This is a genomic window from Mesorhizobium sp. WSM4830 (assembly GCF_055811495.1).
Window position 1 is genome coordinate 173789 of the sequence record NZ_JBVVQI010000001.1, and the last position, 19413, is coordinate 193201.

Sequence of the window (19413 nt, forward strand, 5' to 3'; positions counted from 1 at the left end):
CAGGAGCGCTGAATGATCCTGCGCGACAATGCTATTCGCTACGGCTTCATCGTTCTGTTGTTCGGGCTGATCGCCTATTTCGCTGTTGCCGCTGATGGTTTCGTCTCGCCGCAAAGTGCTGTCTTCATCTTCCAGTCGGTCGCCATCACCGGCGTTCTGGCGCTCGGCGTCACCGCCACGCTGGTCGTCGGCGGCTTCGACCTGTCGATCGGCTCTGTCGCCACGAGCGCCATGATGGCGGCTGCCTATGTCATGGTGGTGCTGGAGCAGAACGCAGTCGTGGCGGTCGTCGTCTGTCTTGTGATCGGCGCCGTCGTTGGCCTGATCAATGGCTGGCTGATCGTCTATATGCGGGTGCCGGACCTCTTGGCGACGCTCGGCATGATGTTCCTGCTTGTCGGCCTGCAGCGCATACCGACCGAGGGCCGTTCGATCGCCACCGGCATGACCATGCCCGACGGCTCGGTCGCCAACGGCAGCTTCGGCGCCGCCTTTCTGGCGCTTGGTCGCCATCGCTTCGATTTCTTCATCCCGAACCTCATTCCGGTGTCGGTCGTCGTCCTGCTCGTGCTGGCGGTGCTGATCTGGTTCTTTCTCGAATACACCCGTTTCGGGCGCATGATGTACGCCGTCGGCAGCAACGAACGCGCTGCCGAACTCGCCGGCGCGCCTGTCAAGGCATACAAAATCTGGGCCTATGTGATTTCGGGAGTATTTGCCTCGATCGGCGGCATTTTGCTCGCCGCCCGGCTTGGACGCGGCGACATCGCCTCGGGTAATAATCTGTTGCTCGACGCGGTGGCTGCGGCACTCATCGGTTACGCAGTTCTCGGCGCCGCCAAGCCGAACGCCTTCGGCACGGCCGTCGGCGCGGTGTTCGTCGGCGTGCTGCTGCAGGGCCTGACGATGATGAACGCGCCTTACTACACGCAGGATTTCGTCAAGGGCGTGGTTCTCGTGGTCGCCCTTGTCTTTACCTTCGCCCTGTCCGGCAGGGGCAGGAGATAGGTTTCGACCGGTTACATTTTGGGTTCAACAAGTGGAGGAAGCGACGTGAACATCACAAGAAGACTTTTGGGGAAGGCAGCGCTCGGGCTTGCCGGCGCAACATTGCTGATGCAGTGGCCGGCAATGGCGCAGGACAGGCCGGCGCCGTTCGACAAGCCGGGCGCCGTCAAGATAGCGCTGGTCCGCTATCTCTCGACCGGCGACTTCTTCCAGGCGTATTTGTCCGGCGTCGAGGCGCAGGCCAAGGCGCTCGGCGTCGACCTGCGCGTGCTCGACAGCCGCCAGGACGCGGCGCTTCAGGCGGACATGGTCGACCAGGCCATCGCGCTCGGCGTCCAGGGCATCATCATCCAGCACGGACTGACGGAATCGATGAAGGACGCCGCCCAGCGCGCGGTCGACGCCGGCATCAAGGTCGTTGCCTTCGACGTCAATGTCGAAAACCCCAAGATCCCGCAGATCGAGCAATCCGACCGCGACCTCGCGCGCCTGGCGCTCGAACAGGCGGTCAAGGACAATGGCGAGAGCTGGAAGGCCGGCTATGTCTATGTCGCCGGCATCGCGCCGCTCGATCGCCGCAACGAGACCTGGGTCGAGTTCAAGAAGAAATATCCGGGCATCGACGAAGCCGCCATGTTCGGCACGCTCGACAACCCGATCGCCAATTCGGTCGCCAACCAGGCCCGCTCGGTGTTGTCGGCCCACCCCGACATCAAGGTGATGTTCGCGCCCTATGACGAATTCGCCAAGGGCGTGAAGATCGCCGTCGACGAGGCCGGACTGAACAAGGACATCAAGATCTATTCGGCCGACATCTCGACCTCGGACATCGCTGCGATGCGCGAGCCGGACAGCGCCTGGGCGGCAACCGCCGCCACCAACCCGGCCGTCGTCGGCCAGGTCTCGGTGCGCGCGCTGGCGCAGCTTCTGGCCGGCGAAGACCCGGGCCACAACGTCATCGTGCCGCCGACGCTGATCACCCAAAAGGATCTGATCGACAAGGACATCAAGAACATGGAGGACCTCTCGGCCAAGCTGCCGCAGTTCGCCCATGCCGATGTCGCGATGCCGGCCTGGATGCCGAACCCGAACGCGAAGTAGTCTTTCACTATCGGCAAAGGAAAAGAGCGGCTCGCGGGCCGCTCTTTTTTGTTGGTCCGGTGTTTAGATCTACCTCAACGCCGCCGCGATGTTGCCACCGTCCACCGTCGTCACGTCGGCGGTGGTCCGCTCGGCCAGCGCCTGATGCAGGAAGGCCTGAGCGACGTCTTCGGCCGTTACTTCCTGCCCGAGCAGGTTGCCGGACATATATTCCTTCTCCGACACGCCGCGCGCGCCCGAGCGGCTGGCGATCATGGCATCGGTCAACAGCCCCGAACGGATGCGGTCGGCGTTGACGGCATTGGAGCGGATGCCATGCGCGCCGTAGTCGAGTGCATATTGCCTGGACAAAAACAGCGTTGCCGCCTTGGGAATGCCATAAGCGCCGAACTTCGGCCCCGGATTGACCGCCTGCTTGGAGGTGTTGAACAACAGCACGCCGCCGGTGCCCTGCTCGAGCATGATGCGCACGGCATTTTGCGCCGCCGACTGATGGGCGAAGAAATTGAGTTCGAAGCTCTTGCGCAAGGTTGCGTCGTCGAGCTCGCCGATCCGGCCCTCCCAGGCAGCACCGGCATTGGAGACGAGAATGTCGAGGCCGCCGTAGACGGCGACCGCTTTGTCGAACGCAGCGCGCATCTGCGCCGGATCGGTGATGTCGGCGCCAAAGCCGATCGAACCGTTGCCGGCCTTTTTTGCCGCCTCGGCAGCCCTTGCCGCGTCGAGATCGACGACGACGGCATGGGCACCGTTGTCGGCGAACAGCTTTGCCGTGGCAGCACCGATCGCGCCGGCGCCGCCGGTGACCAGCACCACCTGGCCGGTCAGCGGCTTCGGCTTGTTGGCGGCGAGTTTGGCCTGTTCCAGCGACCAGTATTCGAGCGGGAACAGGTCGGCTTTGGAGAGCGGGCGGAAATCGCCGACGGCTTCGGCGCCGCGTACCGCCTCGATCCACATTTCGCCGACGTCGGAGGCAATCTTCGCATCCTTAAGCGTGCGGCCGTGGCCGAACATGCCGAGGCCGGGCACCAGCGTCAGCCGCGGCATCGGGTCGAGCATGGTGCGCTTCACTTCGTCGAGCGCATCATTGGTTTCGAAATAGGCGCGATAGTCCTTGGCGAATTTCTCGACATGCTGTCGGATGACGGATTTGTAGTCGCCGACCTTGTCAGCGTCGGGCGCCGGCAGTGCCATCGGTCCGGTCTTGATGCGGATCGACAGGTCGGGTGTCGACACGCCGCGCCCGGCATAGTCGGCAATTTTCGCCGAATTGATGAAATCGACGATCGCATCCGAGGTGCGGAAATCGCTGACCATGCGGTCGAAGCGGCCTTCGCCGCGTGCCACCGCCACCGCGCCGCGTAGCATCGGCGCAATCTCCGCGGGCTTCGCCAGCCCGGCCGGCAGTGCCACCTTTTCGGTGCGCGGCTTGCCGTGGCTGGCGATGAAATCCTCGGCGACGTTCACGTAATGGATCATCCGGTCGTAGGCCTGCTTGGCATCGTCGCCGAAGGTGAAAATGCCATGCTTGTCGAGGATCAGGCCTTCGACCGTCGGATCGGCGTCGAAAACATCAGCGGCCGCCTTCGCCAGATCGAAGCCCGGCATGATGTAAGGAACGAAGCCCATCTTTTCGCCGAACACCGTCCGGCTCAGCGCCTCGCTGTCCTCCTGGTCGACGATGGCGAGGATTGCGGTCGAATGCGTGTGGTCGACGAATTTGTGCGGCAGGAAGGCGTGCAGCAGCGTCTCGACGGAGGGATTGGGCGAGGACGGATCGATGAGGTTCGCCCGCTGCAGCGCGACCATGTCCTCGTCGGAGAGCTTCTTCAGCGACCGCGCCTTCAACAGCGCGCCGAGCTTGACCGCCGGCAGGCCCTGCGGCTCGATGACGCCCATGTCCCAGCCGCTGCCCTTGACGCAGAGCACGTCCCATTCGTCGCCGACAAGATCGGTGGCCCTGGTCTTGCACGAGGTGTTGCCGCCGCCATGCAGGACGAGCCGCGGCTCGCCGCCCAGCAGCCTGGTCGTGTAGACGCGCAGCGCCAGGTCGCGGGCCACACCCTTCTTTGCATAGTCGGCGACCAGCTTCTCCGCCTCGCCGTCATTCCACAGGTTCTTCATGTCAGCTTCGTCCGATTTCTCTTTGTTGTGAACAGGAATGCCGCGACGCTTTGATGACAATGCACCGGCGGCTGGAATTAACTATCAGGCGACCTTTTCTGCTGCCGCTCCGGCATTGTCGAGCAGCCGTCGCGCCATGCGCGCGCCGACGACGAGATGGGTGCAGAGCCCGCCGGCGATCGCCGCGACGAGCGGTTCGAACTTGCTCTCTTCCTGCACTACCACAAGCCGTTTTTCGATCTGGCGCAGCGATGACAGCTCTGCCGAAATCAGTCGGCGGTTGTAGCTGCAGTCGAGCGCCTGGCCGTGGGCGTCGATGATCTGTCCGGCAATGACGCCGGCCGCACCCACTTTGCGCAATACAGCCATTTCGCTTGGCGTCAGCGCGCCGCATTTGACCAGATGGCTGTCGGTGTCCACCGAGCCTACCGAATACAGCGCCAGGTCGCATTCGCCGATGCCCGACAACTGCTCGCGGATCACCGGCTCGGCGCGCAGGCCGCGTGCCAATTCTTCCGTCGTCAGCACCAGCGGCGCGTAAAAATTCAGCCCCTTGGCATTGAGCCGGCGTGCGATTTCCATCGTACATTGGTCCGGCCGGTACGAATAGGGGGCGCCCAGATTGCCGCAGAGCTGCACCACGGTGACGTCCTGCAGATCGGCATAGGACATGATGTCGGCGATGGTGTAGATCGTCCGTCCCCAGGCGACGCCGATGCGGTCGCCCTTCCTGACCAGCTCGAGAAAGACGCTTGCCGCCAGCACGGCAATGTCGGTCGAGGGGTCGGCGACATAGCCGTTTTCCGGCGCGATCCAGACCGCGTCGAGCTTCAGCGCGTCTTCCAGCTTGCGCGCCAGCACGTCGTCGGTGAAAAGCTGGGTCGAGGTCGAGATGTTGACGATGCCGGTCTCGCGCGCCTTGCGCAGATACATCGCCACCGAGGCACGGGAAATCTTGAGCTGGCTGGCCACCTGGTCCTGGCGCAGGCCGTGTGCGTAGTAAAGCCAGGCGGCCTTGTGGATAAGCTGTTCTGCCGGTCGGATCGCCATGCCATCTCCTCGCTGACATTATTCACGGCTCTCGACAAAAGTCAAATTGAGTGAGGAGGCATGATATGGCATGGGAGCATTGCCGATGTCAGTAATTGCACATTTATTGTTATTGCGGTACCATTTGATCAGACAGGAGATCCGAGAATGAACGTATCGTTGGGAGAGCGATGGGAAACCTTCGTGTCCAATATTGTCAAACGCGGCCGCTACGGTTCTGCCAGCGAAGTTGTGCGCGAGGGCCTGCGCCTTGTCGAAGAGCGCGAAGAAAAGCTGAAGGCGCTGCGTATCATGATAGACAAATCGTTTGCTGAAGGCGGCGAAGCCACCGAGCAGGATATTGATGCCTTGGAAGCCAAGGCCAAGCAGCTCGCAAAACAAGGCTTTTAGGGGTGCCACGGCTGCGCATGCTGCCGTCGGCGATGCACAAATCCTACACCGTGTTCAAAGCCAGGTGGTAAGAAGGCCTAATAACCCATTTGGGGAGGACTGGATGGGCAATTCCTACGAACAGGACCTCGATCGAAACCCGGCCAACCATCAGCCGCTGACGCCGCTGACCTATTTTGAGCGGGCGGCAAAAACCTTTCCCGACCAGACCGCCATCATCCATGGCCGCCAGCGTACGACCTATCGCGATTTCTGGAAGCGCTCGCTGAGGCTTGCCTCGGCGCTGGCGAAGCGCGGTATCGGCAAGGGCGACACCGTCACCGTCATGCTGTCCAACACACCGCCGATGCTGGAAGCGCATTTCGGCGTGCCGATGACCAAGGCGGTGCTGCACTCGCTCAACACCCGCCTCGACGCCGCCGTCATTGCCTTCCAGCTCGATCACGCCGAAAGCAAGGTGCTGATCGTCGACCGCGAATTCGCCGGCGTGGTTCGGCAAGCGCTGACGCTGGCCAAGGTCAGGCCGCTGTTGATCGATTACGACGATCCCGACTATGCCGCCGATGCGCCCTATCCCAAGGGGGAGCGGATCGGCACGCTGGACTATGAGGCGTTTGTTGCCGACGGCGACGAGGATTTCGCCTGGTCGATGCCGGACGATGAATGGGATGCTATCTCGCTCAACTACACCTCCGGCACGACAGGCAATCCGAAGGGCGTCGTCTGTCACCATCGCGGTGCGGCACTGATGGCCTATGCCAACACCATCCATGCCGGGATGAGCAAGCACCCGGTCTATCTGTGGACGTTGCCGATGTTCCACTGCAACGGCTGGTGCTTTCCCTGGACGCTTGCCGTGCAGGCCGGCACGCATGTCTGCCTGCGTTGGGTGCGGCCGAAGCCGATCTACGACGCCATAGCCGATCACGGCGTCACCCATCTGTGCGGTGCACCCATCGTCATGTCGGTGCTGATCAACGCCAGGGACGAGGACAAGCGGCAATTCCCGCAGACCGTCACCTTCAATACCGCCGCGGCGCCGCCGCCCGAGGCGGTGCTGTCGGGCATGGCCGATGCGGGCTTTGCCGTCACCCATCTCTACGGCCTGACCGAAACCTATGGCCCGGCCGTCGTCAACGAATGGCATGGCGAGTGGGACCGACTGGAGAAAGGGGCAAGGGCGGCGAAGAAGGCCAGGCAAGGCGTACGCTATGCTGCGCTCGAAGGCCTGACGGTGATGGACCCGCAGACGATGCAAGAGACGCCGGCCGACGGCGAGACGATCGGCGAGGTGATGTTCCGCGGCAATATCGTCATGAAGGGCTATCTGAAAAACCGCAAGGCGAGCGACGAGGCCTTTGCCGGGGGCTGGTTCCATTCGGGCGACCTCGGCGTCATGCATCCGGACGGCTACATCCAGCTCAAGGACCGCTCCAAGGACATCATCATCTCCGGCGGCGAAAACATCTCCTCGATCGAGGTCGAGGAGGCGCTCTACAAGCATCCCGCCGTCGCCTCTTGCGGCGTTGTCGCCCGATCCGACGACAAATGGGGCGAGGTGCCGGTCGCCTATGTCGAGCTGAAGCCGGGCAAGGCGGCGACCGAGGCCGAAATCATCGGGCACTGCCGCGCGCTGCTCGCCCGCTTCAAGGTGCCGAAAGCGGTGATCTTCGCGGAAATCCCGAAGACTTCGACGGGCAAGATCCAGAAGTTCCGGCTGCGGGAGATGGCAAAGCAGCCTTAACGCCTGATCCGAAACGGAACCGATTTCGGAAAGCATCTTTTCAAGATCCTTCGCAAAAAAAAGACGGGCGGCTTGCAGGCGCGCCCGGCGGAAACCACATGCGTTTCATGGGCCAACTCCGTCCAGAGATGTCACCATCTGTCATCAAGGGCACCGGCTGGCGAAAATCGCGCCTTGACAGGTGATGGTTTTCAATTTACGAGTGACGAAATTCTAAATTCGTCATTCGTAAATTGGCCAACGAGATGCTTGAAACCCTAGACACCACCGCCGATTCTGCCCGCCAGGAAAATGTCACGCGCATCCTGGATTGCGCGGAGCGACTGTTCCGCCACTACGGCTACGGCAAGACCAACGTCGCCGACATAGCGCGCGAACTCGGCATGTCGACTGCCAACATCTATCGCTTCTTCGCCTCCAAGGTCGAAATCCACCAAGCGGTTTGCGGCCGTATGCTCGAGACCTGCTATCGGTTGACCTACGAAGCCTGCCATGGCCCCGGCACGGCCAGCGAAAAACTCCGCCGCTATGTGCATACGCACTATCAGTGGACGCTCGAGACCATGATCGACCAGGAGAAGGTGCACGAGATGGTCATCGTCGCCATCGAGCGCGACTGGCACGTCATCGAAAAGCACATCGACAGCATCCATGAACTGGTCGCGGAAGTGATCCGCGAGGGCATCGCCACCGGCGAGTTCATCGATCAGGATCCGGTGATCGCTTCCCGGTGCTTCGGCGCTGCCATCATCAGCCTCTGCCATCCGCAGATGATGGCCCAGTGCCTCGCCAAGAAGAACCGGGCGACGCCGGACGAGCTGACAGAGTTTGCCATCAGAGCCTTGAAGAAATGACCGTTGCCGCCCGTCGGGCGGTGATACCGGCAATTCATCCCCACAGTTCGGGAGTACGAAAAGTGTCTTTGTCCAAGTCCATCACCTACAGGCGACCGGCCGCCGGCCTGGCGCTGATTGTCATTGCCGCTCTCGGCCTCGCCGGCTGCTCGCAGGAGAAAGCCGAGGTCACCGAGATCATCCGCCCGGTCAAGGTGGTCGAGATCGCCAAGGCGAGCGATACCCGGCAGCTTTCCTATTCCGGATCGGTGCGTGCCCGCACCGAGATGAATCTCGGCTTTCGCATCAACGGCAAGATCACCGAGCGCCTTGTCGACATCGGTGACCGCGTCAAGCCGGGCGACGTTCTCGCCCGCATCGATCCCACCGACTACGAACTTTCGGTGAGAAGCGCTCAGGCCAGCCTCGATGCCGCCGACCGTCAGGTCGAGACAGTCGAGCTGACGCGCAAGCGCGCCGAACAGCTCTACGCCAAGAATTTCGCGCCGAAGTCGCAGCTCGAGCAGGCGACGCTCGCCTATAACCAGGCGGTCGCCACGCGCGATTCCGCCCGCTCGCAGCTTGCCCAGGCCCAGAACCAGGTCCGCTATACCGATCTCAAGGCGGACAAGAACGGCATCGTCACTGCCGTTGCCGCCGATGTCGGCCAGGTGGTCGGCTCCGGCACGCCGGTGGTGACCGTTGCCATCGACGGCGAGAAGGAAGTCCTGATCGCCGTTCCGGAAACCGATATCGCCGAATTCAAGCCGGGCAAGACCGTCAAGGCGGGCTTCTGGTCCGATGAGGCGCTGACGCTTGACGGCAAGGTCCGCGAAGTCGCTGGCAGCGCCGATCCGCAATCGCGCACATTTGCCGTTCGCGTCAGCCTGCCCAACGATCCGCGCGTGCTGCTGGGCATGACCGCCTCCATCGAAGCCGCGGCGGACAACCGGCAGCAGCTGGTGTCGATCCCGCTGGCCGCGTTGGCGCAAAAGGACAGCCAATCGATCGTCTGGACAGTCGACCGCAATGGCGGGACCGTCCATGCGCATCCGGTCAAGGTCGCCGCCTTCACCCCCGACGGCGTCAGTGTCGCCGACGGGCTGAAGCCGGGCGACGTGGTCGTCGCCGCCGGCACGCAGTTCATGACCGAGAATCTGAAAGTCAAGCTGACCGGTGATGCAGCGCAACAGTCGGCATCGGCCGATGACGCTGCAAGGCGCTTGCGCTGACGGCCAGGCAATTCACGGTTTCCGGGCGGCAGGCGCCCGATTGTCGAGATCTCAGGTCGATGTAACCCCCACGTCGATGCTCGCGTCCCACCGCGATGTAGATCTCTCAACTCGGTAAGGCCTCGCCGTCCGGAAGCCCACATCGGAAGTTCCGTGGGCATGCCAAGCGCGTGCTCTGTTGATCAAATTGAAATGGACTGACGCCGATGACCATCGACACCAATGAAAAGCGGTCTTTCAATCTTTCGCGCTGGGCAATCGGCCATCCGAGCATTGCCCGCTTCCTGTTCGGTCTGATCATCGTCGCCGGTGCGCTCGGCCTGATGCGCATGGGCCAGAAGGAAGACCCCGATTTCACCTTCCGCGTCATGGTCGTCCAGGCGATCTGGCCAGGCTCCTCGATCAAGGAGATGGAGGACCAGGTCGTCAACAAGATCGAGCGCAAGCTGCAGGAAACGCCGCATCTCGATTTCGTCCGCTCCTACACCCGCGCCGGCAGCGCCATCATCACCTTGCAGGTCAAGGGCGACACCAATCCCGCGCAGGTCGCCGATGCTTTCTATCAGGTGCGCAAGAAGGTCGGCGATATCGCCAATGAGCTGCCGCAGGGGCTGCTCGGGCCCTACTTCAACGACGAATTCGGCGATACTTTCATCACCCTGCATTCGATCAGCGGCGACGGCTACAGCTATCCCGAGCTGAAGAAATTCGCCATCCAGGCGCGTGACATGCTGCTGACGACGCCTGGCGTCGAGAAGGCCGTGATCATCGGCGACCAGCCGGAAAAACTCTACATCGACGTTTCATCCAAGGCGCTTGCCGAACGCGGCCTGACGCTGACCGACCTGCAGAATGCGATCCGAGGCCAGAACAATGTCGACCCGGCAGGTTCGGTCGACACCGGCCAGCGTTCGGTGCGCATTTCGGTCGAGGGCGACGTCACCAGGGCGGCCGACATCCGCGAGCTTCGCCTGCGCGCCGGCAACCAGGTAACGCGCCTCGGCGACATCGCCACCGTGACCTCCGGCCTCGAGGATCCGTACCAGCGCAAATACCGTTTCAACGGTCACGACAGCGTCCAGCTCGGCGTCGTCATGGCCAAGGGCTTCAACGTCACCGACGTCGGCAAGGACGTCGAAGCGACCTATAAGCGCTTCGAAGAGGCGCTGCCCTATGGCGTTTCGGTCAATCAGATTTCCGACCAGCCGCACGTCGTGAAAGAGGCGGTGAGCGAATTCATGGAAGCGCTCGGCGAAGCGCTGCTGATCGTGCTTTTCGTCTCGTTCCTGTCGATCGGCTGGCGTTCGGGCCTGGTGATCGCGATCGTCATTCCGCTGGTCCTGGCGGCTACGTTTGCCATCATGTACGAGCTCGGCATCGACCTGCAGCGCATTTCGCTCGGTGCGCTGATCATCGCCCTTGGCCTCTTGGTCGACGACGCGATGATCGTCGTCGAAATGATGGAGCGAAAGCTCGAGGAAGGATTGGTCAAGGTCGAAGCGGCGAGCTTCGCCTACTCCTCGACCGCCTTCCCGATGCTGACCGGCACGCTGATCACCACAGCCGGCTTCATCCCCGTCGGTTTCGCTGCCTCGACCGCCGGCGAATATGTGCGCACCCTGTTTTACGTCGTCGGCATCGCGCTGATCGTGTCCTGGTTTGCCGCGGTCTACTTCACGCCGTGGCTCGGCCACATGATCCTTAAGCAGCGCAAGCACGCCGGCAACCATCACGATGTCTTCGACACCAGCTTCTACCGCCGTCTTCGCTCGACGGTGGCATGGGCGGTGCGCCATCGCATCATCGTCCTGGTGATGACACTGATGACCTTTGCCACCAGCCTGTGGGCGTTCCAGTTCATCCCGCAGAATTTCTTCCCGCAATCGTCGCGTCCGGAAATCCTCGTCGATCTCTGGCTGCCGGAAGGCACCAGCATCAAGGAGGTCGAGACGCAGGCCAAGGCGCTCGAAGCCAGGATGATGGACGACAAGGACAAGCGCTTCATCGCCACCTATATCGGCGAAGGCGCGCCGCGCTTCTTCCTGCCGCTCGACCAACAGCTTCGCAATCCGAACTTCGCCCAGCTTCTGGTGATGGCCAATGACGAACCGGCCCGCGAGCGGCTGATCGTCAAGCTGCGCACCATCCTGGCCGAGGATTTCCCATCGATCCGCGCCAAGGTCGATCGCCTGTTCCTCGGTCCGCCGACCGGCTGGCCGGTGCAGATGCGCGTCATGGGTCCGGATCGCCAGGAGGTGCGCCGCATCGCCGACGAGGTGAAGGCGAAGTTCCAGGCAAATCCGCTGCTCGGCGCCATCCACGACGACTGGCTGGAGCCGGTCCCGGCGATGAAGCTGGTGATCGACCAGGATCGCGCCCGTGCGCTCGGCGTCACCTCGCAGCGCATCCGCCAGATGCTGCAGGCAAGCATGTCGGGAGCACCGCTCGATGACTTCCGCGACGGCGAGGAGACGGTTTCGATCGTCGCCCGCGAACCGGAGGCAAGCCGTCACCTGCTGTCGGCGGTCGACTCCGTCTATATCCCGACCGATTTCGGTGGCTCCGTGCCGCTGTCGCAGGTCGCCAAGATCGTCCCGGTGCTGGAGCAAGGCGTTGAATGGCGGCGCGACCGCTTGCCGACCATCAGCGTACGCGCCACGCTTCCGGACGGCGTGCAGCCGAACGATGTCGCCATGAAGATGTACAGCGACATGCAGGGCCTGCGCGCCGGCCTCGCCCCCGGCTACAAGATCGAGATCCAGGGCGGCGCCGAGGATGCGGCCGAAAGCCAGGCCTCGATCGCGGCGAAAGCGCCGATCATGCTGGCCGTCATCGTCGTGCTGCTGATGATCCAGCTGCAGCACTTCGGCAAGGCGATGCTGGTGCTGGCGACCGGTCCGCTCGGCATCATTGGCGCGGCGGCGGCACTTTTGATCAGCGGCGCGCCGTTCGGCTTCGTCGCCATCCTCGGCGTCATCGCCCTGCTCGGCATCATCATGCGCAACTCGATCATCCTGGTCGACCAGATCGACCAGGACATCGCCGCCGGCGTGGAGCGCTCCGAGGCCATCATCGGCTCGGCGGTCCGCCGGTTCCGGCCGATCGTGCTGACGGCGTTGACCGCGGTGCTGGCGCTGATCCCGATCTCGCGCGGCGTCTTCTGGGGGCCGCTCGCCTATGCCATGATGGGCGGCATCCTGGTCGCCACGGTGCTGACCATCCTTGTCCTGCCGGCAGCCTATGCGCTGTTCTTCGGCAGGGAGCCCAAGAAGGTGGTGGAGCAGGCGGCCGAGACGGAAGAAAAGAACGAAAGGCCGCAACTGGCCCTGGCGGCCGAATAGCGGTCGAGGCAATCGCGCAGGTTGGCGCCGCCCCTCATCTGCCTGCCGGCATCTTCTCCCCGTATAGTGACGGGGAGAAGGACGCCTCGCCAGGATTTCGCCAATGTCCAGCGCTGCAAAAGGGCACTGAGGTTGCGGCCAGCCCCTTCTCCCCGTCTCTATACGGGGAGAAGTGCCCGGCAGGGCGATGAGGGGCGGCGCCGAGATCGACAATTGGTCTGAAGCGATTCCACTTGGCGTGATACCGATCACGCCTCTTGGCGATACCAACAAATTCGTTACAGATCACCCAACAGAGACTAGCGTGCTTGGTTGGAGGACCGTCATGACCATGGCTCAGACAAAGGCACCGCTGCGGCTGCCGATCGACGGGCGCCATCGCCAGATGTTCGTCGGCGGTGGCTGGGTCGATGCCCGCTCCGGCCGGACCATGGAGAGCCGCAACCCCGCCACCGGCGCGGCCATCGCCACGGTGCCGCGCGGCGACCGCCAGGACGTCGACTTGGCGGTGACTGCTGCCCGCAATGCGTTCGAGGGCCCGTGGAGCCGGTTCAAGCCTTATGAGCGGCAGGTGCTGCTGCTGAGGATCGCCGACCTCTTCGAAAAGCACTGGGAAGAGATCAGCCTCTCCGACACCACCGACATGGGTATGCCGATCGTGCGCACCCGCGCCAATCGCAACCGCGTCATCGGCATGCTGCGCTATTATGCAGGCATGGCGACGGCGCTGCACGGCGAGACGATCGAAAACTCGCTGCCCGGCGAAATCGTCTCCTTCACCCGCAAGGAGCCGGTCGGCGTCGTCGGCGCCATCATCCCGTGGAACGCACCGACGGCAGCGTCGATCTGGAAGATCGGCCCGGCGCTGGCGACCGGCTGCACCATCGTGCTGAAACCGTCGGAAGAGGCGCCGCTGACGCCACTTTTGATCGCCGACATCATGAACGAGGCCGGCGTGCCGGACGGCGTCGTCAACATTGTCACCGGCACCGGCGCGGAGGCGGGCGCGGCACTCGCCGAGCATATGGGCGTCGACAAGATCGTCTTCACCGGCTCGACGGCAACCGGCCAGTCGATCGTGCGGGCCTCGGCCGGCAATCTCAAGCGCGTCTCGCTGGAGCTCGGCGGCAAATCGCCGGTCATCGTCTGCGCCGATGCCGATCTCGACAAAGCGGTGCCGGTGGCGGCGATGTCGGTGTTTGCCAATTCCGGCCAGATCTGCATTGCCGGTTCGCGCCTGTTTGTCGAACGCGCCGTCCATGACGAGTTCGTCGAGCGGCTCGCGGCATATGCCAAGGGTCTCAGGGTCGGCGACGGCATCGACCCGGCGACCGAGATCGGTCCGCTGGTCTCCGAAAAGCAGCTGCAGCGGGTCACTGGTTACCTCGAAGCCGGCACCGCGGAAGGGGCGAAACTCGTCACCGGAGGCACCCGGCTTGTGGAAGGCGCGCTTGCCGCCGGCAATTTCGTCGCTCCGACTGTCTTTGCCGACGTCTCGGACGAGATGAAGATCGCCCGCGAGGAGATCTTCGGGCCGGTGATTTCAGCCTTGCCGTTCGACACGTTGGACGAGGCGGTCGAGCGGGCCAACAACACGCCCTACGGCCTGGCTGCAGGGGTCTTCACCCAAAATCTCGCCACCGCCCACCAGCTGTCGCGCAAGATCCGCGCCGGCTCGGTCTGGATCAACACCTATCACGCCATCGATCCGGCCGTGCCGTTCGGCGGCTACAAGATGAGCGGTTACGGCCGCGAGGGCGGCGCCGAGCACCTCGACGAGTATCTCAACACCAAGGGCGTGTTCATCAAGATCGACTGAGCCTTGCGCCAAACAGGGTCAGAAACGAAAAACCCGCCCTGGAGGGGCGGGTCTTTTGGAGCCAGTTAGCACCATAACCAAATTAGTAGCATAGCTGCCGGCACAAAGCAAGAACAAAATAGGGCTATGCCTCAAATAATCGACGTGCCGGGCGTCTCGATGTTCCGGCAGGGGATCGGGCGCATGGCGCACCCGATCCCTCAAGGCAAGCCTCAGATGACGAACAGCCAGTTGGCGAGCAGCATCACCGCGACGCCGGCGACCAGCGTCAGATAGGGCAGCATGCCTGCCTTTCGCACCGTAAGGTCGGACGAGCTCATGCCGAGATCGGCCAGCATATGGTCGGGGAACTTGCCCTTGTCCTGGATGTAATGCCGGAAGCAGAACACCGGGATGATCAAGGCTGCAGTGATCAGCCCGGCCCACAATGCCATCGGGTTCCAGACCTTGGCGCCGGCGCCCATGAAGACCGCGTTGACATAGGCAAGGATCGCGCCGAGGCCGAGCAGCCAGCTCGGCGCCTTCCATGGCCGCGCAATGTGGCCATTGTCGATGCGGTGGATCCAGCCGGCATTGAGGTTGAGGAAGTTGAAGATGATGTAGCCGCAATTCGACACCGCCAGGATGAAGAAGAAGCTCGTCGCGTCGGCCGAAGCGATGGCCAGCACAATCAGGTTGAAGATCAGGTCGGTCCACATCGCCCGCGTCGGCGCACCATGCTCGTTGACGTGGCTGAGGTAGCGCGGCAGCCAGCCGTCGACCGAACCCTGGTAGAGCGTGCGCGAAGAGCCGGCCATCGCCGTCATGATGCAGAGCACCAGCGCCAGGATCATCAGCATGACCAGCAGGCTGTGGATCAGCTGTCCGCCGCCGACCATGCCGGCCAGCGCATCGGCAACGCCGGAGCCGTCGACGATCGGCGTCGCCAGCATACCGTTCAAGCCGAGCACGCCCTGGAAGGTGAATGGCACCAGGATGAACAGCAGCATGCATAACAGGCCGGAGTAGAAGATCGCCTTGAAGGTATCGGTGCCGGGGTTCTTGAACTCGGAGGTGTAGCAGACGGCGGTCTCGAAACCGTAGGTCGACCATGCCGCGATGAACATGCCGCCGAGCACCAGCGTCCAGCCGGCGATGTTCCACGCACCGGGCTCCGGCGCATAGGCTGCCGCAAGCGGCACCAGCGGCGAGAAGTTTGTCCAGTTGATCTGGCCGGTGACGATCGGCACCACGCCGACGATCAGCATCGGGATGATAACCAGCAGGCCGATATATTTCTGCACATTGGCCGTGCCCAGGATGCCGCGATGCTGGATCGAAAAGATGATCAGCATCAGCACCGCACCGATGAAGAAGGTGGCGTTGAAGGTGAAGGAAACCGGGCCAAGCGTGTGGCCGTAGAGCGTCCAGCTGCGGATCGCCGGCGTCGCCGCCGCGGTGACTGCGGTGATGGCGTCGGCGGCGCTGGTTCCAGCATGGGCCGCGATATAGGCGGCGACTTCCGGCGAGGTGTCGGTGAACAGCGGCACCGGCGCCAGTGCGTTGAGGATATAGGCGGCGGCGATCGAGCAGCCGAGCGACAGCACCGGCGACCAGGCGAACCAGTTGCACCACACCGAAAGCGGCGCGATGAATTTGGAGTAACGCAGCCAGGCAGTGGCGCCGTATACCGAGGCGCCGCCGGATTTGTTCGGGAACAGCCCGGCGATTTCCGCATAGGTGAAGGACTGCAGGAAGCCCATCATCATGGATACCGTCCAGATCAGGAAGGCCAGCGTTCCGGTGGTGCCGGCAATGCCGCCGATCGAAAACAGGACAAGGGCCGGAACGCCGCTTGCCACCCAGAAGGCGCCGCGCCAATCGATGTTCCGGTGCAGCTGCCCTTCGGCAGGCGGCACCAGGGTGGTGACTATCGTGCTCATTTACGTGGATTCCCCATTTTTGATGTTCCCCATCGGCAACAGCCGCAATCCCGCGAGGCGTCATCGACGCTCACGTTGACCGGCCCAGGCGTTTTCCGCTCAGTAGTATTTTTTTCTTAGCAGTGAAGATTGACCCAACGCGCTTTCACGTCAAGCGCTTTGTGACGCTATGCACATTGCGCTTGTGAAACAGGCGAGCTTCGTTGGCGCTGCCAACAGGTGCGGTCTTTCCTTCTCCCCTTGTGGAGAAGGTGGCCGAGCGTAGCTCGGTCGATGAGGGGTGTTCCAGCTTGGCAAAACCGCACTTCGTCCAGCACCCCTGAACCGTCTTGGCGCTGCGCGCCAATCCACCTTCTCCCACAAGGGAAGAAGGGGAGAAGGGAAGAACCAGGCAGCGTCGATCAGGAGCGCGGTCTGGTCTTTTGCGGGTCGTAATGGGCAAAGGCGACGACGCGCGCCGGCAGCCGCTTGCTGTGGCCGTCGAGCTTGCCGATCTCGACCTCGGTGCCGATCGCCGAATGCGCGACGTCGAGCCTGGCCAGCGCGATGGTCTTGTTCAGCACCGGCGAGCGCATGCCGGAGGTGACGACGCCGATCTGGGCCCGGCCGACATGCACGCAATCGCCGTGGCCGACCGCGACATTGGCTTCGATGTCGAGGCCGACCAGCTTCTTCTGCGGGTTTTCCTTGCGCCGGATCAGCGCCTCGCGGCCGATGAAATCGTCACTTTTGGTCTTCAGCGGCACGGTGAAGCCGATGCCGGCCTCGAACGGATCGGTCTGGTCGGAAAACTCGTAGCCGGCAAAGATCAGCCCGGCCTCGATACGCACCATATCCAGCGCCTGCAGCCCCATCGGCTTCAGGCCGTGCGGCTGGCCGGCCTGCCAGATCGCGTCGAACACCTTTTCGGCGTCGCGCGGATGGCACCAGATCTCGTAGCCGAGCTCGCCGGTGTAACCGGTGCGCGAAACCACGACCGGAATGCCGTTGCCGCCGTCGATGCGGGCGACCGCGAAACGGAACCATTCGAGCTCGTCGATCGACGGCTGCAGCGGCGAGGTCCAGATGATCTCTCTGAGGATGTCGCGGCTTTTCGGTCCCTGCACGGCGACGTTGTGCATCTGGTCGGTCGACGAGCGGACCAGCACGGTGAGGCCGAGTTTTTGCGCCGTTTCTCGCAGCCATTCGCCGGATAGATCGTCGCCGCCGACCCAGCGGAAATTATCCTTGCCGAGCCGAAGCAGCGTGCCGTCGTCGATCATGCCGCCATGCTCGTAGCACATGGCGGAATAGACGACCTGGCCGACGCCGAGCTTCTTGATGTCGCGGGTCAGCGTGTATTGCAGCAGCGCTTCCGAGTCCGGCCCGGTGACCTCGAACTTGCGCAGCGGCGACAGGTCCATGATCACGGCGTCCTGCCGGCAGGCCCAGTATTCGTCGATCGGCCCTTGCCTGGCGAAGGAATTGGCCAGCCAATAGCCCTTGTACTCGACGAAGTTGCGGGTGTGCTTGGCAAAGCTCGAATGAAAGGCGGTCTCGCGGGTCATTTTCGGTTCCGAATCGGGCGTCATGCGTCTGGCGATCGCTCGCGAGAATTTGTGCTGGCCGGAATATGTTCGCACATGGATGTCGGTCAGGTTCCAGCCATTGGCCGGCGTCGTATCGTCGGGGCAGGCGGACGAGACGCAGACGATGTCGGTCAAGGCGCGCAGCAGCACATAGTCGCCCGGCCGCGACCACGGCTCGTCGGAAACCACGACGCCATGCGCGTCGATCGCCGTGTTGAAGAAGAAGTTGATCGCCATCCAGCCGGCGCGGGGCGTCACACCCTTGTCGGCTAGCGCCCGGTTGAAATTCTCCGAGCAGTTGGGATGGCCGGGGTAGCCGATGTCGTCGTAATATTTGGCCGCGCAGGCGAGCGCGAATGCATCGTGCCGGCCGCAAGTGTCCTGGATAACCTCGACCAGCGGCTCCATGTCCTGGTCATAATATTTCGAATGCAGGCCGGGCATTGGATAGCTCGAACCCATCAGCGTGCGCGTCGTCGTCACGTCGAGCGGATGATCGCGTCCCTTGTCCAACTTGCGCGCCGAAAAGCACTGGAAATCTGTACATTGGCGCCCGTCGACATCGATGATCTGCAGATAGTCGCCGGCTTTGACGAAATAGGCCTCCGCCGTCGCCGAATGGACGCGCAGGTCGAGCACGGGATCGGCCAGCGGGTCGGCAAGCCTGGATTTCGCCGCCGGGCGGATGGTGGCGCGCCGTACGATGACGCTGAGCGGCGTCGCGGTGTCGTGGCCGTCGACCAGCATCGGACCACCGGGCGCCGCAATCACCATCGACCCATCGCGGGCGACGGTAAACGCTTGTTCGGTACCGGCAGGGGTGGCGCCGCCGAAGACGCGAACCGCCTTTGCCTGGTCGAGCCGCACCTGGCGTCGCTTGAGCCCCCGGCGCAACGAAGCGAGGCTATCGTCGCCCTCGGCCAGCAGCGCCTTGATGCCGGCGGCATTGCTGTTCGATTTCTCGCCAAAAATGCCGGGATCGGTCGCGCCGCCGCTATCCCATGCCAGCAGCTCGCAGGCCTGCCCACCTTCGACGTTGCGCACGCTGATCGTATCGCCGGCCTCGACCTCGATCAGCACCGCGCCATTGCCCTGAACCGAATGGCGCTCCATCCCGGCCGGCAGCGCAATCTGGCCTGGCCGCAAGATCAGGCTCGGCCGCGGCGGTCCGGCGGCGATTACGGGGTAGGGCGACTGGCTCATCTCAACCCTGTGGTCCGAGAAACAAGTTTGCCTGTGTGTGAAATTATTTTAGCGGGAAGAATAGGGCAGAAGAGCCGG

Annotated in this window: 13 protein-coding genes; 8 read left to right on the top strand and 5 right to left on the bottom strand. The window is 63.1% G+C overall.

Annotation, left to right across the window (positions count from 1 at the left end):
- The first annotated feature begins 12 nt into the window (after positions 1-12).
- Positions 13-1008, top strand: a complete 996-nt coding sequence (locus AC0L2Y_RS00970) for an ABC transporter permease (protein ID WP_352466051.1) — start codon at positions 13-15, stop codon at positions 1006-1008.
- A 45-nt stretch (positions 1009-1053) separates the two neighbouring features.
- A complete protein-coding gene (locus tag AC0L2Y_RS00975) occupies positions 1054-2109 on the top strand; it encodes a substrate-binding domain-containing protein (RefSeq protein ID WP_473553118.1) in 1056 nt (351 codons plus the stop codon).
- 69 nt (positions 2110-2178) lie between these two features.
- On the opposite strand, the gene AC0L2Y_RS00980 is transcribed toward AC0L2Y_RS00975, so the two are convergent.
- Positions 2179-4233: a bifunctional aldolase/short-chain dehydrogenase gene (locus AC0L2Y_RS00980; protein WP_473553121.1), complete on the bottom strand. Its 2055-nt coding sequence runs from the start codon at positions 4231-4233 to the stop codon at positions 2179-2181.
- Between the two features lie 84 nt (positions 4234-4317).
- On the bottom strand, positions 4318-5283 hold the full coding sequence (locus tag AC0L2Y_RS00985) for a sugar-binding transcriptional regulator (protein WP_473553124.1): 966 nt from the start codon (positions 5281-5283) through the stop codon (positions 4318-4320).
- A gap of 147 nt (positions 5284-5430) precedes the next feature.
- On the opposite strand from AC0L2Y_RS00985, the gene AC0L2Y_RS00990 reads away from it, so the two are divergent.
- The 6 genes from AC0L2Y_RS00990 to AC0L2Y_RS01015 all read left to right on the top strand — a co-directional run bounded on the left by AC0L2Y_RS00990 (position 5431) and on the right by AC0L2Y_RS01015 (position 14642).
- Positions 5431-5673 carry a type II toxin-antitoxin system ParD family antitoxin gene (locus AC0L2Y_RS00990; RefSeq protein ID WP_473553126.1) on the top strand — a complete coding sequence of 81 codons (243 nt, stop codon included), beginning with the start codon at positions 5431-5433 and terminating at the stop codon, positions 5671-5673.
- A 103-nt stretch (positions 5674-5776) separates the two neighbouring features.
- Positions 5777-7417, top strand: a complete 1641-nt coding sequence (locus AC0L2Y_RS00995; protein WP_473553128.1) for an acyl-CoA synthetase — start codon at positions 5777-5779, stop codon at positions 7415-7417.
- Positions 7418-7662: 245 nt separating this feature from the next.
- On the top strand, positions 7663-8271 hold the full coding sequence (locus AC0L2Y_RS01000; protein WP_352489486.1) for a TetR/AcrR family transcriptional regulator: 609 nt from the start codon (positions 7663-7665) through the stop codon (positions 8269-8271).
- A gap of 62 nt (positions 8272-8333) precedes the next feature.
- Positions 8334-9482, top strand: coding sequence for an efflux RND transporter periplasmic adaptor subunit (locus tag AC0L2Y_RS01005; protein ID WP_473553130.1), 1149 nt, complete (start codon positions 8334-8336; stop codon positions 9480-9482).
- 206 nt (positions 9483-9688) lie between these two features.
- Positions 9689-12823, top strand: coding sequence for an efflux RND transporter permease subunit (locus AC0L2Y_RS01010; protein WP_473553132.1), 3135 nt, complete (start codon positions 9689-9691; stop codon positions 12821-12823).
- 325 nt (positions 12824-13148) lie between these two features.
- A complete protein-coding gene (locus AC0L2Y_RS01015; RefSeq protein ID WP_473553134.1) occupies positions 13149-14642 on the top strand; it encodes an aldehyde dehydrogenase family protein in 1494 nt (497 codons plus the stop codon).
- Between the two features lie 212 nt (positions 14643-14854).
- Here the strand turns inward: AC0L2Y_RS01015 and AC0L2Y_RS01020 are convergent, their stop codons facing one another.
- The 3 genes from AC0L2Y_RS01020 to AC0L2Y_RS01030 form a co-directional block, all read right to left on the bottom strand.
- Positions 14855-16564 (bottom strand): APC family permease, encoded by a 1710-nt coding sequence (locus AC0L2Y_RS01020; RefSeq protein ID WP_473553136.1) that lies wholly within the window; start codon positions 16562-16564, stop codon positions 14855-14857.
- Positions 16565-16709: 145 nt separating this feature from the next.
- A complete protein-coding gene (locus tag AC0L2Y_RS01025; protein WP_473553139.1) occupies positions 16710-16910 on the bottom strand; it encodes a hypothetical protein in 201 nt (66 codons plus the stop codon).
- A 55-nt stretch (positions 16911-16965) separates the two neighbouring features.
- Complete coding sequence (locus AC0L2Y_RS01030; protein ID WP_473553141.1) at positions 16966-19335, bottom strand: DUF1989 domain-containing protein; 2370 nt, start codon at positions 19333-19335, stop codon at positions 16966-16968.
- Positions 19336-19413 lie beyond the last annotated feature (78 nt).

What these genes read in the sequence shown, in the direction of transcription:
- AC0L2Y_RS01000 (WP_352489486.1), top strand. Translation starts at nt 7,663, where the DNA reads ATGCTTGAAACCCTAGACACCACCGCCGATTCTGCCCGCCAGGAAAAT.
- AC0L2Y_RS01020 (WP_473553136.1), bottom strand. Translation starts at nt 16,564, where the DNA reads ATGAGCACGATAGTCACCACCCTGGTGCCGCCTGCCGAAGGGCAGCTG.
- AC0L2Y_RS00995 (WP_473553128.1), top strand. Translation starts at nt 5,777, where the DNA reads ATGGGCAATTCCTACGAACAGGACCTCGATCGAAACCCGGCCAACCAT.
- AC0L2Y_RS00990 (WP_473553126.1), top strand. Translation starts at nt 5,431, where the DNA reads ATGAACGTATCGTTGGGAGAGCGATGGGAAACCTTCGTGTCCAATATT.
- AC0L2Y_RS00970 (WP_352466051.1), top strand. Translation starts at nt 13, where the DNA reads ATGATCCTGCGCGACAATGCTATTCGCTACGGCTTCATCGTTCTGTTG.
- AC0L2Y_RS00985 (WP_473553124.1), bottom strand. Translation starts at nt 5,283, where the DNA reads ATGGCGATCCGACCGGCAGAACAGCTTATCCACAAGGCCGCCTGGCTT.
- AC0L2Y_RS01030 (WP_473553141.1), bottom strand. Translation starts at nt 19,335, where the DNA reads ATGAGCCAGTCGCCCTACCCCGTAATCGCCGCCGGACCGCCGCGGCCG.
- AC0L2Y_RS00980 (WP_473553121.1), bottom strand. Translation starts at nt 4,233, where the DNA reads ATGAAGAACCTGTGGAATGACGGCGAGGCGGAGAAGCTGGTCGCCGAC.
- AC0L2Y_RS01015 (WP_473553134.1), top strand. Translation starts at nt 13,149, where the DNA reads ATGACCATGGCTCAGACAAAGGCACCGCTGCGGCTGCCGATCGACGGG.
- AC0L2Y_RS01010 (WP_473553132.1), top strand. Translation starts at nt 9,689, where the DNA reads ATGACCATCGACACCAATGAAAAGCGGTCTTTCAATCTTTCGCGCTGG.